The organism is Pseudomonas sp. Seg1 (assembly GCF_018326005.1).
GTDB lineage: Bacteria > Pseudomonadota > Gammaproteobacteria > Pseudomonadales > Pseudomonadaceae > Aquipseudomonas.
Map to the genome: position 1 here is coordinate 5,389,169 of NZ_AP021903.1, position 15,709 is coordinate 5,404,877.

Consider the following 15,709-nt stretch of genomic DNA (forward strand, 5'->3'; position numbering starts at 1 on the left):
GGCGGCGCCGTTCTGCGTCACCGGTGTGACATAGGCACTGACCCAATAGTGATCACCATTCTTACAACGATTTTTCACCATGCCCATCCAGGATCGCCCGCCCTTGAGCGTCTGCCACATATGCGCAAACGCCTGCGCCGGCATGTCCGGATGGCGCAGCAGGTTATGCGGCGTACCGAGCAATTCGTCGCGGCTGTAACCGCTGATATTGATGAAGTCGTCGTTCGCGTAGGTGATCGCGCTGGTCAGATCAGTAGTCGAAAGAATATTCGCATCCAGCGCAACATCGACGTTGCGGCCGGTCACCGGGAGATTGATCTTCATGGATAGCGCGCTCGTATTATTGGAGGAGTCGGCAGGGCTGCTGACTCTAAGCGCACTCATTGGTTAAATATTGATCTGGCTCAGGGGATGAGCACTTAGCCATCACTGCGACGGAAAATCGCAGTCGATGGCTGAAGGCGGGATGAAACTCAGCGCTTGCCCATCGAACGACGGGTGCCCGGCGGCGCCATGCCCGGGGTCTTGGTGTGGCCGTTCTTGGCGCCGTTCTTGTACCACGGCTGATTCGAGCCTTTGGCAGCGGCCAGCTCACCTGGTTTGAACGGGAACTTGAACGCCGGGATCTCGGCTTTGGTTTCGTTGGCGTCAGCCATTTCAGCCGCGACATCGCTCACGGCGTCGTCAACCGGCGGTTGGGTCGGGGAAGTCATAAAAGCTCCGGAAAGCATAAAGTCGGGCCCGAACAGTGAGCCGCGAAGGCGCGCAGTATACCTGTGCGCCGCAACTCGGCAGCTGAAGATTTAAGCCACAAGCCGAACGGTTTACAGGTACGTGATGGTGACGATGCCTTTGTCGGTCGAAGTCTTCAGTGGCTCAAAGGTCATGGTCATTGGCAGCGTTTCATGGCTGCACACATTGCGATAGGCATCGATGTCGAGCTTCAGGCCGGGCTTGAGTTCGACCTGGCGTGATTCGCTGGAACTCAATGCACCGACTCGACCGACTTCACAGCCGGAATCGACGATCTGCCCGGTAAACCGGATCTCGCCGGATTGATTGCCAGGCGCGGCGAAGGATGTGAGTGGAAGCAAGAGAAGCACGTACGGCAGAGCGGTTTTCAGCTTCATTTCAAGACACTCCGGGGTGAGCGGCCCAGAGAAAACCCGGGCTACACAATTTTTATCCGCGAGCAGGGACGGATCTTGAGAAGCGTAGTTGGCAAATGGGTCCCGAATTGGGACTGATCGGTCCCTTTTGGGGACCGTTATACCGCCATCGCGAGCAGGCTCACTCCTACAGGGGGAATGCATTTCAAATGTAGGAGCGAGCCTGCTCGCGAAGAACGATGACGCGGTGTTCTTGCGTGATCAGGTTTGCGGATCAACCCGATCCAGCGCCCTGTTTACCGCCAGCTCGGCGAGCATGACGATCTGCTGGATCGCCAGCGCTGTACTGCGCTGCGGGCGACTGAGCTGGTCGGCCAGGTCACCGGCCATGACATTGGCAGAAGCCAGCGATTCACAGGCGTGGGCGAGCAGACTTTCGGTGTCGATGTTCGGCTGGATAAGGAACATCGTACTGGGCTGACGCGGTTTGACCGGTTCAGGGCAGAGATAGAAATCGAGGGCGCGCTTGATGGCTTCGCGGGTTTTGATCTGGTCGTCGGCGCGGATGGCGTCTTCGAGTGGGGTTGGGGTTTCGAGGGGTGGATCGGGTACGGGCTTAGTCATGGATATGTTCCTAATCAAAAGCCAACACGAGCCGTTTCTCACGCGGCGGAGTGGTGGCAGCTATGTGCGGAGTGAGAAACCGGTAGGAACAAGCCCGGCCGAACCGAAGTTCGCCCGCACACAGCCGCCATAAAAATTGCAGGGCAGCAAATAGCCGGCGGCAATTATGGTGGTACTGGTGTTGGATTAACAGTTCCTACGGGCTCTCACACCCGATCGCCGAGTTTTCGGCGACAACCAAAGACTAGAGAGCGCACGTCCGACGGACAACCTGAAAACCTTGTGGGAAGGTTCTGGTTATTTGACTCATATTTAAACAGACCAAAGTAATCGGCTGACTGGACAGACCTCTTCGCGAGCAGGCTCGCTCTCACACTGAACCGAGTACACCTGCCAGAGATTGGGCGGCTATCAGGTCGCCATCGCTGGCAAGCCAGCTCCCACAGGGGTTGAGGTCATCTGCCAGAGACTGGTCGGCTATCAGGCCGCCATCGCTGGCAAGCCAGCTCCCACAGGGGTTGAGTTCATCTGCCAGAGATTGGTCGGCTATCAGGCCGCCATCGCTGGCAAGCCAGCTCCCACAGGGGTTGCGTTCATCTGGCAGAGACTGGTCGGCTTCAGGCCGCCATCGCTGGCAAGCCAGCTCCCACAGGGGTTGAGGTCATCTGCCAGAGACTGGTCGGCTATCAGGCCGCCATCGCTGGCAAGCCAGCTCCCACAGGAGTTGAGGTCATCTGCCAGAGACTGGTCGGCTATCAGGCCGCCATCGCTGGCAAGCCAGCTCCCACAGGGGTTGAGTTCATCTGGCAGAGACTGGTCGGCTGTCAGGCCGCCATCGCTGGCATGCCAGCTCCCACAAAAGAGCAAAATCAAAATCAAAAGATCGCAGCCTGCGGCAGCTCCAGGGAAGATAAGTACAACCCGCACGCGGCGCATGCCGCCCCACTCAACACAATGAGCGTTAGCTCGAGTACCGCTCTTGATCTTGATCCACGGGCGACATCGGAAGGCTGAGTGGAGGGATTGATTCGGGCGTGGGAGCGCAGCGACCGTTTGGCGAAGCCAAACACAGCGAGAGGAGGTGCAGCGAAGCAAACCGTAGGCGCTGCGCCCGGATCGATCCCGGAGCGAAGGAACCCCGAGCCCCAGCGAGCGGGCCGCACGTAGGAGCAAGCGTTTTTGGTTACTTTTTAGGCGTTTGTAAAAAGTGACCCGCCGTAAGGGCGGAACCGTAATCAGCCACACCCGCAAAAACGGATATACACACAGAGAAAACTGACAGCGCTGACAGCCAGCCGTCACCCTCCTGACCCCCAAACAAGTTTATAAAGACCCTAACCCTGCCCAAACTCCGTCCGGCGCCGACTTCGCATGCGAATCCAAAAGAACAAAGCCCTGCTAGCCCTAGTGATCGTCCTGGCCGCCGCAGGCACATGGTGGGCAATGAAACCCGCCCCAACAAAACTCGCCACCCCCACCGCCATCCCCGTGCGAGTCATAGCGGTCAGCGCAAAAGACATCCCCCGCTACACCAGCGGCATCGGCTCCGTACTCTCCCTGCACAGCGTCGTAGTGCGCCCACAAATCGACGGAATCCTCACCAAAATCCTCGTCAAGGAAGGCCAACTCGTCAAAGCAGGCGACCTGCTGGCCACCATCGACGACCGCTCCATCCGTGCCAGCCTCGACCAGACCCGCGCGCAACTGGGCGAAAGCCAGGCACAACTGCAAGTCGCCCTGGTCAACCTCAAACGCTACAAACTGCTCAGCGTCGACGACGGCGTATCCAAACAGACCTACGACCAGCAACAAGCCCTGGTCAACCAACTCAAAGCCACCGCCCAAGGCAACCAGGCCTCGATCGACGCCGCACAGGTACAACTTTCCTACACGCAGATCCGCTCCCCAGTCACCGGCCGCGTCGGCATTCGCACAGTCGACGAAGGCAACTTCCTGCGCATGACCGACACCGCCGGCCTGTTCACCGTCACCCAGATCGACCCGATCGCCGTGGAATTCTCCCTGCCGCAACAAATGCTCCCGACCCTGCAGGGACTGATCAACGACCCACAGCGCGCACAGGTCAAAGCCTACATCGGCGCCGATAGCGACGGCGAAACCGGCAACCTGCTCGGCGAAGGCCACCTGACCCTGATCGACAACCAGATCAACGCCAACACCGGCACCATCCGCGCCAAAGCCGAATTCGACAATGCCAGCCAAAAGCTCTGGCCCGGCCTGCTGGTCACGGTAAAAATTCAGACAGCCCTCGACAAAGATGCGCTGGTCGTACCGCCCACTGTCGTACAACGTGGCCTCGACCAGCACTTCGTTTACCGGGTCAACGGCGACAAGGTCGAAGCCGTGCAAGTGCAGATGGTTTACCAAGGCAGTGGCCAGGACATCATCAAAGGCGTGAAGGCCGGTGATGTGCTGGTCACCGACGGCCAGTCGCGGCTCAAACCCGGTTCCACCGTGCAGGTCATGAGCGAGCCGCCGCAAGTGGTGCAGTCGGAGCCGAAACCATGAAGGCGCACAAAGGCGTCTCCACCTGGTGCATCAATCACCCGGTCGCGACGATTCTGCTGACGATTGCGCTGGTGCTGGTCGGCGCAATTGCCTTCCCGCGCTTGCCGATTGCCCCACTGCCGGAAGCGGAATTTCCTACGATTCAGGTCTCTGCGCAGTTACCCGGCGCCAGCCCCGACACCATGGCCTCGTCCGTGGCCACGCCGCTGGAGGTGCAATTCAGCGCCATCCCCGGCATGACCCAGATGACCTCCAGCAGCGCCTTGGGCTCAACCCTGCTGACCCTGCAATTCACCCTCGACAAGAGCATCGACACCGCCGCCCAGGAAGTGCAAGCGGCGATCAACACCGCCGCCGGCAAACTGCCCAAAGACATGCCGACGCTGCCGACCTGGAAGAAGGTCAACCCGGCCGACAGCCCGGTGCTGATCCTCAGTGTCAGCTCGACGCAGATGCCCGGCACCGAACTCAGCGATCTGGTGGAAACCCTGCTGTCCCGTCAGATCAGTCAGATCGACGGCGTAGGCCAAATCAACATCACCGGTCAGCAACGTCCGGCGATTCGTGTGCAGGCTTCAGCGGACAAACTGGCGGCGATCGGCCTGACCCTCGCCGACATTCGTCTGGCGATCCAGCAGACCAGCCTCAACCTGGCCAAAGGTGCGCTGTACGGCGAATCGAGTATCTCGACACTGTCGACCAACGACCAATTGTTCCACCCCGAGGACTACAGCCAACTCATCGTTTCCTACAAGGACGGTGCCCCGGTTCACTTGCGTGATGTCGCCAAAGTCGTCAACGGTTCAGAAGACGCCTACGTGCAAGCCTGGGCCGGTGATCGCCCCGGAGTAAACCTGGTGATCTCGCACCAGCCCGGCGCCAACATCGTCGAGACCGTAGACCGCATTCAGGCCGCCCTGCCCGGCCTCGAAGCCATGCTGCCAGCGTCGGTGGAGGTGAAAACCCTGATCGACCGCACCCAGACCATCCGCGCCTCGCTGCACGAGGTCGAGATCACCCTGTTGATCGCGATCCTGTTGGTGGTGGCAGTGATGGCGCTGTTCCTGCGTCAGTTGTCGGCGACCCTGATTGTCTCGGCAGTGCTCGGCGTATCGCTGGTCGCCAGTTTCGCCCTGATGTATATCCTCGGCTTCAGCCTCAACAATCTGACGCTGGTAGCCATCGTGGTGGCCGTGGGGTTTGTGGTCGACGATGCGATTGTGGTGGTGGAGAACATCCACCGGCATCTGGAGGCTGGCGACGACATGCGCGAAGCGGCGATCAAGGGTGCAGGCGAAATCGGCTTCACCGTGGTCTCGATCAGTTTCTCGCTGGTGGCAGCGTTTATTCCGCTGCTGTTCATGGGCGGCGTGGTCGGACGGTTGTTCAAGGAATTCGCCCTGACCGCGACCTCGACCATCATGATTTCCGTGGTGGTTTCGCTGACGCTGGCACCAACGCTGGCGGCGTTGTTCATGCGCAAACCGGTGCATCACGCCAGCGATAAACCGGGCTTCAGCGAACGCTTGCTCGGCTGGTACGAAAAAGGCCTGCGCCGCGCCCTCGCCCATCAGAAACTGATGATCGGCGTGTTCGGTTTGTCGCTGGCGTTGGCCATCACCGGTTACATCTTTATCCCGAAAGGGTTCTTCCCGGTGCAGGACACCGGTTTCGTCCTCGGCACCACCGAAGCCGCTGCGGACATTTCCTACGGCGACATGGTGAAAAAACACTTGGCGATGGCCGAAATCGTCGCCGCCGACCCGGCCGTGCAGGCGTTTTCCCATTCGGTGGGTGTGTCGGGCAGTAACCAAACCATCGCCAACGGCCGTTTCTGGATCGCTCTGAAAAAGCGCGGCGACCGCGACGTCAGCGCCAGTCAGTTCATTGACCGGATTCGTCCGCAGCTGATGAAAGTCCCCGGCATCGTGCTTTATCTGCGCGCCGGTCAGGACATCAACTTAAGCTCCGGCCCGAGCCGTGCGCAGTACCAATACGTACTCAAGAGCAACGACGGCGCGACCCTCGCCACCTGGACGCAACGCCTGACCGAAAAACTGCGCAGCAACCCGGCGTTCCGCGACATTTCCAACGATCTGCAACTGGGCGGCAGCATCACTCACATCAGCATCGACCGCAGCGCCGCCGCGCGTTTCGGCCTCACGGCAAGCGATGTCGATGAAGCGTTGTATGACGCCTTCGGTCAACGGCAAATCAACGAGTTCCAGACTCAGGTCAACCAGTACAACGTGATTCTGGAACTGGACACCAAACAGCGCGGCAAGGCCGAAAGCCTCAACTACTTCTACCTGCGTTCGCCGCTGAGTGGCGAGATGGTGCCGCTGTCGGCGCTGGCCAAATTCGATGCGCCGACCATTGGCCCATTGTCCATCGCCCACGACGGCATGTTCCCGGCCGCCAACCTGTCGTTCAACCTCGCCCCCGGCGTGGCGCTGGGCGATGCGGTGATTCTGCTCAATCAGGCCAAGGCCGAAATCGGCATGCCGACCGCGATCAGCGGCAATTTCCAGGGGGCGGCGCAAGCTTTCCAGAGTTCTCTGGCCAGTCAGCCGTGGCTGATTCTGGCGGCGCTGGTGGCGGTGTACATCATTCTCGGCGTGCTTTACGAGAGCTTCGTGCATCCGCTGACGATCATCTCGACGTTGCCAGCGGCGGGTCTCGGTGCGGTGATCATGCTGTGGATCTGCGGTCAGGACTTTTCGATCATGGCGTTGATCGGGCTGGTGTTGCTGATCGGTATCGTCAAGAAGAACGGCATCCTGATGATCGACTTTGCCCTGGAAGCTCAGCGCAATCGCGGGTTGGCGCCACAGGATGCAATCTTCGAAGCGTGCCTGACGCGGTTCCGGCCGATCATCATGACCACTCTCGCCGCGTTGCTCGGTGCGCTGCCGCTGATGCTCGGCTATGGCACCGGCGCCGAACTGCGCCAGCCGCTGGGGATCGCGGTGGTCGGCGGTTTGCTGGTCAGCCAGATGCTGACGCTGTTTACCACTCCGGTCATATACTTGTGGCTCGAGCGGCTGTTCCATCGGCCTAAGCCTGCGTCTGTAGCGACGCTGGCCACCACAGACTGAGGCGGGTCATGCGCGTTCTGATTATCGAAGACGAGGAAAAAACCGCGGACTATCTGCACCGTGGTCTGACGGAACAGGGTTACACCGTGGATCTGGCCCGCGACGGCGTCGAAGGGCTGCATCTGGCGCTGGAAAGCGACTACGCGGTGATCGTCCTCGACGTCATGCTGCCGGGCCTTGATGGCTTCGGCGTGTTGCGCGCGTTGCGGGCGCGCAAGCAAACCCCGGTGATCATGCTCACCGCCCGCGAACGGGTCGAAGACCGGATCAAGGGCCTGCGTGATGGCGCCGACGATTACCTCGGCAAACCGTTTTCCTTCCTTGAACTGGTCGCACGCCTGCAAGCGCTGACCCGCCGCAGCGGCGGCCATGAGCCGGTGCAAGTGAGCATTGCCGACCTGTGGATAGATTTGATCAGTCGTAAAGCTACCCGCGCCGGCACGCGGCTGGATCTGACCGCGAAAGAGTTTTCCCTGCTCAGTGTATTGGCGCGGCGTCAGGGTGAAATCCTCTCGAAAACCGCCATCGCCGAGATGGTCTGGGACATCAATTTCGACAGCGACGCCAACGTCGTCGAAGTCGCGATCAAGCGCCTGCGCGCCAAGCTCGACGGGCCGTTCGACGAAAAACTGCTGCATACCATTCGCGGCATGGGTTATGTGCTGGAGAGCCGTGGTGTCCAGTAATTCGATTGCGCTGCGTCTCAGCGGGATGTTTACGCTGGTGGCGTTGCTGGTGTTTCTGTTGATCGGCGGCGCGCTGTATCAGCAGGTGGACAAAGGCTTGGGATTGTTGCCGGAAGCCGAGCTGGATGCGCGCTACAGCGTGCTTGAGTCAGCACTCAATCGCTTCGGCACACCCGAGCATTGGGTGAAGATCAACGCCAAGTTGAAGCTGCTCGGCGAAGAGGACAAACGCATTCGTTTCTGGGTGGTGAGTGGTGATCCGGGTTACGAATATGGTCAGCCGGACGCCGCGATCCGTGCCTTCGCCAAAGGCCCGCTGGGCATGCATGACCTGCAGTTGGCCGACCACCCTTATCCGCTGAAAGTGTTGTTGACCGAGTTGCCGGCCAAGGATCAGCGCCCACCGCTGCGTTTCATGATCGGCATCGACACCGAGACCTTCCACGAGACTCAACACAATCTGCTGATCGCGCTGATCGGCCTGGCGATTGCCGGTGTGCTGATGGCTTCGGCGCTGGGCTATTGGGTCGCGCGGATTGGCTTGAAACCGTTGATCAAACTGTCCCACGAAGCGCAACGCCTGGCGCCGCCGCTGCGGGCCGGGCGCTTGCGTTTGTCGCCGCTGCCGCCGGAGCTGGAGCAGTTCGTCGACTCGTTCAACTCGACGCTGGAGCGGGTCGAACAAGCCTATTCGCGGCTGGAATCGTTCAACGCCGACGTCGCCCATGAACTGCGTTCGCCGCTGACCAATCTGATCGGCCAGACTCAGGTGGCGCTGACCCGTGGGCGCTCGGCTGAACACTACTTCGAAGTGCTGCAATCCAATCTCGAAGAGCTGGAACGGCTGCGTTCGATCATCAACGACATGCTGTTTTTGGCCAGTGCCGATCAGGGCAACAAGGCCACCAAACTGACCTCGACGTCGCTGGCCGATGAGGTGGCAACCACGCTGGAATACCTGGATTTCATTCTCGAAGACGCGCAGGTCCAGGTGCAGGTCAGCGGCGATGCGCAGGTGCAGATCGAGGTTGCGCATTTGCGCCGGGCGTTAATCAATTTGTTGAGTAACGCTGTCCAGCACACGGCACCGGGCGAGGTCATCGAAGTGCGGATCGAGATCGAGGAACATCAGGTGAGTATCGGCGTGGCCAACCCCGGCTCACCGATTGCCAATGAGCATCTGCCACGCTTGTTCGAGCGGTTTTATCGGGTGGATGCGTCGCGCAGTAACAGTGGCAATAACCACGGGTTGGGGCTGGCGATCGTCAAGGCGATTGCGCTGATGCACGGTGGGGATGTGTTTGTGAAGAGTGATCGGGGGATGAATACGTTCGGCATCCACCTTCCCGTCTAACTCTCCCGCACCGCTCGTTCCCTCGCTCCGCGTGGGAATGCAGCCGGGGACGCTCTGCGTCCTTCCAAAGCCGAACGCGGAGCGTCCGATGAGGCATTCCCACGCAGAGCGTGGGAACGATCAAAAACCCCATGTGGCGAGGGAGCTTTTGTGGTGAGGGGATTTATCCCCGATGGGCTGCGAAGCGGCCCCAAAACCAGCGATCGCGATCTTTCTGACACAACATGCACACAGAATTCAGGACTGCTTCGCAGCCCATCGGGGATAAATCCCCTCGCCACAGATAAATCCCCTCGCCAAAAGTATCTGTGCACCTGCGGGAATGTGTGATCTTTGCCTCTGCTGTAACAGTCATTTATGAAAATCACGCTGTTTCCCAACGCCCGGCAACCTTATCTTTGCCCGCACCAAACAGCACTTGCCAAGCAAGAAGGTTTTCAGAATGTCCAACAGTATGGGTATTGCCAGCGCTTTCGTTTTGTCCTCATTGATCCTGTCGCCGATGGCGATGGCTGAAGAGTCCCACGCCTTCGTTGCGCAAAACAGCGCACGGGCGCAGGCGTACGATCAGCATCAGGCAGAAATGATGGCCAAGACCAAAGACGCGACGCAGGCACCTCAAGCTGCCGCCACCCAGGCTCAAGCGTCCGAGAAAGACAGCTGAGTCACGCCCCGCACCGTTTCCCTCGACGCGGTTGTTTGGCTCTTCCCGTTCAACCGTCGTCATTCCAGGCCGCTGATTTTCAGCGGCCTTTTTTCGTTGTGGTCTGAAAGCTGTTTGGTGCGTCTTTTACAACAAGAAACATCTCGTGCCTCAAGCCAATGAGGCGCCGCTGACCCAAGGAGCTTTACCGCACGTGCGTTACCCAGTCCGCTTCACTCCGCTGTTCATTGCAATTGCCGCAACGATTGCCCCTTCCGTTCACGCCGACGAACCGGCGCAAGAAGGTTTCGTCGCAGGCTCGAGCCTCAACCTTAACGCCCGCAACTACTACATGAATCGTAACCGCTTGCAGAAAGCGGACGACAACATCGAGTGGGGCCAGGGTTTTCTCGGGATCTTCCAGTCGGGTTACACCGAAGGCACGGTCGGTTTCGGCATTGATGCCCATGCGATGCTCGGGCTGAAACTCGATGGTGGTGGCGGCACGGACGGCTCCAGCATCCTGCCGATCAGCGATGGCAACGGTAAAGCGCCGGGGTCGTTCTCGACAGCAGGCGGTACGCTGAAAATACGTGCGTTCGACACTGAGCTGAAGGCCGGTGACCTGTTCCTGACCAATCCGGTGATTGCCGGCGGTGACAGCCGCATGCTGCCGCAGACCTTTCGCGGTGTCAGTCTGACCAACCACAGCTTCGACGGCTGGTTGATCGAAGGCGGCCAGGCCAGTTTCACCAAGCCGTACAACCAGAGCGGTCAAACACGCATCGGCACCTCGTACGGGACGTTGGCCGATGGCGACGAGAGCCAGCACCTGAACTGGGCCGGCGTCGCCTGGAGCGGTGTCGAAGGTCTGACCAGCAGCCTCTACGCCTCCGAGCTCAAGGACATCTGGAACCAGTACTACTACGACCTCGACTACACCTGGCAGTTGAACGACCTGATCAGCCTCAACCCGGGCCTGCACTTCTATCACACCCAGGACACCGGCGATGCGCTGCTGGGCAATATCGACAACAACACCTACAGCCTGCATTTCACCGTCGGCATCGGCAGCCACAGCGTGACCGCCGCGTACCAGCGGGTCAACGGCAACACACCGTTCGACTACATCAGTCAGGGCGACAGCGTTTACCTCGACAACTCGCAGCAATACTCGGACTTCAACGGTCCGAACGAGCGTTCGTGGAAACTCAAGTACGCCTATGACTTTGCCGGTCTAGGGGTACCGGGGCTGACCTCGGCGGTGTCCTACTCGCGCGGCACGGTTGACCTGACCAAGGTCGACCCGGACAGCAAGGGCTACGCCAACTGGTACAGTGCCGATGGACGCAACGCCAAGCACTGGGAACGCGATCTCGACTTGAAGTACGTGGTGCAGAGCGGTCAGGCCAAAGATCTGGCCGTGCGCCTGCAATGGGCCACCAACCGCGGCGGTAACGGTTATGGTGTGATCGATTCAGACACCGACGAATACCGCGTGATCATCGACTACCCGATCAACGTCTTCTAAGCTGTGGCGAGGGGATTTATCCCCGATGGGGCGCGCAGCGCCCCCCCTGTCTTCACTGAAAAATCAGGGCCGCTGCGCAGCCCATCGGGGATAAATCCCCTCACCACACAAATCCCCCAACCGATAACTCCATCATGATCGCGAGCCGTACCCCACCTGTTGCGGGCAAGACCGGACGCCCCGAGCTGCTGCTGATCTCCGGCAGCCTGCTGAGCGTGATCGCGATCGTGTGCATCGTCACTTTCCTGTTGATTCGTGAGCACGCCAGCGCTCAGGAGTCGGCCACCCGCAGCGCCACCACTATTGCCCAGTTGATCGACGCCGACGTGTTGCGCACCGTCGAGCTGTACGACCTGACACTGCAAGGCCTGATTGCTGCCTCGCAGCGCGATGACTTGCGCGACGTTACCCCACAGATCCGCCATCTGGCGCTGTTCGACCGCTCGACCACCGCGCGCTTCAAGGGCGACATCCTGTTGCTCGACAAGCACGGCGATGTGGTCGCTGACTCCTCGCGGATCGAGCCAAAACCCGGCAATTTCGCCGACCGCGACTACTTTCTCGCGCACGCCTTCAACCGTGACGTCGGCATGTTCATCAGCCGCCCGTTCAAGACCCGCTGCGACTGCGATGAAGCCAACCAGTGGCGCATCAGCTTCAGCCGGCGCATTTCCACGGAAACCGGTGAGTTCGCCGGCGTGGCCGTGGCGTCGCTGAAACTCGACTACTTCGACCAGTTGTTCAACAGCCTCGATATCGGCAACGACAGTACCCTGAACATCATCGACAACGACGGCATCCTGCTCGCGCAGAAGCCGTATCTGCAAAGCGACTCCATTGGCAAAAGCTTCGGTAACCGGCCCAACGTGGTGCGAATTCTGCGCGACAGTGATGGCAATGGCAGCTTCAACAGCGTTTCCAGCATCGATCATCAGCAACGTCTCTACACCTATTCGAGGGTGGGCAACTTACCGCTGACGGTGATCGTCGCGTTGTCCAGCGACGAGGTGTTCGGCACCTGGCGGCGCACGGCATTGTTGATCAGTGGTGCGACCGGCGTGCTGTGCCTCGGCCTGCTCTGGCTCACATGGCTGCTCGCCCGGGAACTGCGCTTGCGCCAGCGCGCCGAGCACGAACTGGCGCAACTGGCGGCAACCGATGCACTGACCGGCGTGGCCAATCGGCGGATGCTTGATCAATCACTGCGCCACGAATGGTTCCGCGCTCAGCGCTCGGGTAAACCGCTGTCGGTGATGATGATTGATGCCGATCACTTCAAGGCCTTCAACGACCAGCACGGGCATCAGGCCGGCGATCACGCATTGAAGCGGCTGGCCCAGGTCATTACCGAAAATGTGCGGCGACCGGCGGATCTGGTCGCACGTTATGGTGGTGAGGAGTTTTCGGTGATTCTGGCCGAGACCGACAGCCACGGCGCGCAGCAGATTGCCGAGCATATTCGCCAGGCGGTGGAGCAACTGCCATTGGTTGACGGGGCTGAGCTGCCGATGACCGTGAGTATTGGCATCGCTACGTGGACAGCGACGAGTGAGATGAAGCTGGAGCAGTTGTTGTTTGCGGCGGACAAGGCGTTGTATCAGGCCAAGGAAGGTGGGCGTAATCGGGTGGTGGTGGCTGCCTGATTGATGTAGTGGCTTCAACGGCCCCATCGCTGGCAAGCCAGCTCCCACAGGTTTGCGCGTTATTCACAGATCTTCAATACACTCAAAATCCCTGTGGGAGCTGGCTTGCCAGCGATGGGGCCAGTAGAGGCAATACAAAAACCGCAGGCATAAAAAAAGGCCATCCGAGGATGGCCTTCAAAAAACTAGAGAGGTTTTTTACTTACACGGCCGCAACAGGGCGCATGTAAGAGATCGGTGCAGTGCTGGCGTCTTCGAACGTCACGACTTCCCACGCATCTGTCTGCTCAATCAACTTGCGCAGCAGCTGGTTGTTCAGTGCATGACCGGACTTGAAGCCTTTGAACTCACCAATCAGGCTGTTACCCAGCAGGTACAGGTCACCAATGGCATCGAGGATCTTGTGCTTCACGAATTCGTCTTCGTAGCGAAGACCGTCTTCGTTCAGTACACCATCGGCATCGACCACGATTGCGTTTTCAACGCTGCCGCCGAGTGCGAGGTTGTGCTTGCGCAGGTACTCGATATCACTCATGAAGCCGAAAGTACGCGCGCGGCTGACTTCTTTTACGAACGAAGTGCTGGAAAAATCCACGCTTGCACTTTGGGTGCGGTCCCGGAATACCGGGTGATCGAAATCGATCTCGAAGCTCACCTTGAATCCTTCGAAAGGGACGAAAGTGGCGCGCTTGTCGCCGTCTTCCACTGTCACTTCACGCAGGATGCGGATGAATTTCTTGGGGGCGTCCTGTTCTTCCAGGCCAGCCGATTGAATCAGGAATACGAAGGGTCCAGCGCTGCCATCCATGATCGGGACTTCGGACGCGGAGAGCTCGACGTAGGCGTTATCGATGCCCAGGCCAGCCATGGCCGAGAGCAAGTGCTCTACCGTGTCCACTTTGACGTCGCCATTGATCAGCGTCGTCGACATAGTGGTTTCACCGACGTTTTCCGCGCGGGCAGGAATCTGCACCACAGGGTCGAGGTCAGCGCGACAAAACACAATGCCAGTGTCGACAGGCGCAGGCTTGAGAGTCAGATAGACCTTCTCACCGGAGTGCAGGCCTACACCTGTGGCACGGATAATATTTTTCAGTGTGCGTTGTTTAATCATGGCTTGGGCCGCTTCAGCGCAAATTGCGAACTGGTATCAACAAAGGCTGGCGATGATAGCAGACCATGCCTTTGCTGAACACCAATCACCTTCATAGCCCTGATACATTCCATCAATCGGCCTGACGACGCAGGAATGCCGGGATGTCCAGGTAGTCCAGGTCATCTTGCGGATTCATCTTCGCGGCAGCCGCAGCACCGGCCTGAGCCTGGTTGCGCATGACGGTCGGACGGTCCAGATCACGGTAGTTCACCGCTGGCGCTTCCTGACGGGCCGGAGCCGGTTGCTGCACCTGAGCCGAAGCCATGGAGGTGTGAACGGTGTTGTCGATGACCTTTACAGGCTTCTCGATTTTCGCGCCCAGACCGGTGGCAACCACAGTCACGTGCAGTTCGTCGCGCATGTCCGGATCGATAACGGTACCGACCTTGACCATCGCGTGCTCGGAAGCGAAGGCTTCGATGATGCTACCCACGTCGGAGTACTCACCCAGGGACAGGTCAGGACCGGCGGTGATGTTCACCAGGATGCCGCGTGCGCCTTGCAGGTTCACGTCTTCCAGCAGCGGGTTGCGAATTGCAGCTTCAGTGGCTTCACGTGCACGGTTCGGACCGCTGGCGCAGCCAGTGCCCATCATCGCCATGCCCATTTCGCTCATCACGGTACGGACGTCGGCGAAGTCGACGTTGATCATGCCCGGACGCTTGATGATGTCGGAGATACCGCGAACGGCACCGGCCAGTACATCGTCTGCCTTGGCGAAAGCCGACAGCAGGCTTGCGTCTTTACCGAGGATGGTCAGCAGCTTCTCGTTGGGAATGGTGATCAACGAGTCGACGCTTTCGGAGAGCATGCGGATGCCTTCGTCGGCGATCTGCATACGCTTGCGGCCTTCGAACGGGAACGGACGGGTCACGACCGCAACGGTCAGGATGCCCATTTCCTTGGCCACTTCGGCGATGATCGGCGCAGCACCGGTACCGGTACCGCCGCCCATGCCAGTGGTGATGAACACCATGTTGGTGCCCTGCAGGACTTCGGCAATGCGCTCACGGTCTTCGAGAGCGGCCTGACGACCTACTTCAGGGTTGGCGCCGGCGCCGAGACCTTTGGTCACGCCGGTGCCCAGTTGCAGGATGGTCCGCGCGCCGATGTTTTTCAGCGCTTGAGCATCAGTGTTGGCGCAGATGAACTCAACGCCTTCGATGTTGCTCTTGACCATGTGATTGACAGCGTTGCCGCCGCCACCGCCAACACCGATAACTTTGATTACCGGGCTTGCGGGGATGTTGTCTACGAGTTCGAACATTTTCCCTCTCCTTACATTCTCTAGTTTTTTCGCCTACTGCTTTTTTGTCGCGGTGCATCTACTGCTACT

The 15,709-nt window shown here is 59.5% G+C and carries 13 protein-coding genes and 1 pseudogene; 7 read left to right on the plus strand and 7 right to left on the minus strand.

From position 1 onward, the window contains the following. Positions 1 to 42: 42 nt before the first annotated feature. The 5 genes and pseudogenes from KI231_RS30430 to KI231_RS24135 form a co-directional block, all read right to left on the minus strand. Positions 43 to 384: pseudogene (locus tag KI231_RS30430) on the minus strand (PAS domain-containing protein); the annotation flags it as partial. An 89-nt stretch (positions 385 to 473) separates the two neighbouring features. After that, a complete protein-coding gene (locus KI231_RS24120) occupies positions 474 to 713 on the minus strand; it encodes a hypothetical protein (protein ID WP_103304502.1) in 240 nt (79 codons plus the stop codon). Positions 714 to 824: 111 nt separating this feature from the next. Further along, positions 825 to 1,130 (minus strand): type 1 fimbrial protein, encoded by a 306-nt coding sequence (locus KI231_RS24125; RefSeq protein ID WP_213026535.1) that lies wholly within the window; start codon positions 1,128 to 1,130, stop codon positions 825 to 827. A gap of 240 nt (positions 1,131 to 1,370) precedes the next feature. Further along, positions 1,371 to 1,733, minus strand: coding sequence for a DUF6124 family protein (locus tag KI231_RS24130; RefSeq protein ID WP_103304500.1), 363 nt, complete (start codon positions 1,731 to 1,733; stop codon positions 1,371 to 1,373). 549 nt (positions 1,734 to 2,282) lie between these two features. Beyond that, the gene (locus KI231_RS24135; protein WP_213026536.1) at positions 2,283 to 2,669 is read right to left on the minus strand and encodes a hypothetical protein; all 387 of its coding nucleotides are present in this window, start codon (positions 2,667 to 2,669) and stop codon (positions 2,283 to 2,285) included. Between the two features lie 435 nt (positions 2,670 to 3,104). Between KI231_RS24135 and KI231_RS24140 the strand changes: the two genes are divergently transcribed. From KI231_RS24140 to KI231_RS24170, 7 genes are all read left to right on the plus strand, one after another. Further along, entirely contained in the window at positions 3,105 to 4,262 is a 1,158-nt protein-coding gene (locus tag KI231_RS24140; RefSeq protein ID WP_213026537.1) for an efflux RND transporter periplasmic adaptor subunit, read from the plus strand. Next, positions 4,259 to 7,360 (plus strand): multidrug efflux RND transporter permease subunit, encoded by a 3,102-nt coding sequence (locus tag KI231_RS24145; protein WP_213026538.1) that lies wholly within the window; start codon positions 4,259 to 4,261, stop codon positions 7,358 to 7,360. Before KI231_RS24140 ends, KI231_RS24145 begins: the two co-directional genes overlap by 4 nt. An 8-nt stretch (positions 7,361 to 7,368) precedes the next feature. After that, on the plus strand, positions 7,369 to 8,046 hold the full coding sequence (locus KI231_RS24150; protein WP_007916978.1) for a heavy metal response regulator transcription factor: 678 nt from the start codon (positions 7,369 to 7,371) through the stop codon (positions 8,044 to 8,046). Further along, positions 8,036 to 9,400 carry a heavy metal sensor histidine kinase gene (locus tag KI231_RS24155; protein WP_213026539.1) on the plus strand — a complete coding sequence of 455 codons (1,365 nt, stop codon included), beginning with the start codon at positions 8,036 to 8,038 and terminating at the stop codon, positions 9,398 to 9,400. The genes KI231_RS24150 and KI231_RS24155 overlap by 11 nt, the downstream gene beginning before the upstream one ends. Positions 9,401 to 9,842: 442 nt before the next feature. After that, on the plus strand, positions 9,843 to 10,064 hold the full coding sequence (locus KI231_RS24160; RefSeq protein WP_213026540.1) for a hypothetical protein: 222 nt from the start codon (positions 9,843 to 9,845) through the stop codon (positions 10,062 to 10,064). A gap of 193 nt (positions 10,065 to 10,257) precedes the next feature. Further along, entirely contained in the window at positions 10,258 to 11,574 is a 1,317-nt protein-coding gene (locus tag KI231_RS24165; protein WP_213026541.1) for an OprD family porin, read from the plus strand. Positions 11,575 to 11,708: 134 nt separating this feature from the next. Further along, entirely contained in the window at positions 11,709 to 13,217 is a 1,509-nt protein-coding gene (locus KI231_RS24170; protein WP_213026542.1) for a sensor domain-containing diguanylate cyclase, read from the plus strand. A 202-nt stretch (positions 13,218 to 13,419) separates the two neighbouring features. On the opposite strand, the gene lpxC is transcribed toward KI231_RS24170, so the two are convergent. Both lpxC and ftsZ read right to left on the minus strand, forming a co-directional pair. Then, positions 13,420 to 14,331 (minus strand): UDP-3-O-acyl-N-acetylglucosamine deacetylase, encoded by a 912-nt coding sequence (lpxC, locus tag KI231_RS24175; RefSeq protein ID WP_103306209.1) that lies wholly within the window; start codon positions 14,329 to 14,331, stop codon positions 13,420 to 13,422. Between the two features lie 112 nt (positions 14,332 to 14,443). Then, on the minus strand, positions 14,444 to 15,640 hold the full coding sequence (gene ftsZ, locus KI231_RS24180; RefSeq protein ID WP_016986475.1) for a cell division protein FtsZ: 1,197 nt from the start codon (positions 15,638 to 15,640) through the stop codon (positions 14,444 to 14,446). Between the last annotated feature and the right edge of the window lie 69 nt (positions 15,641 to 15,709).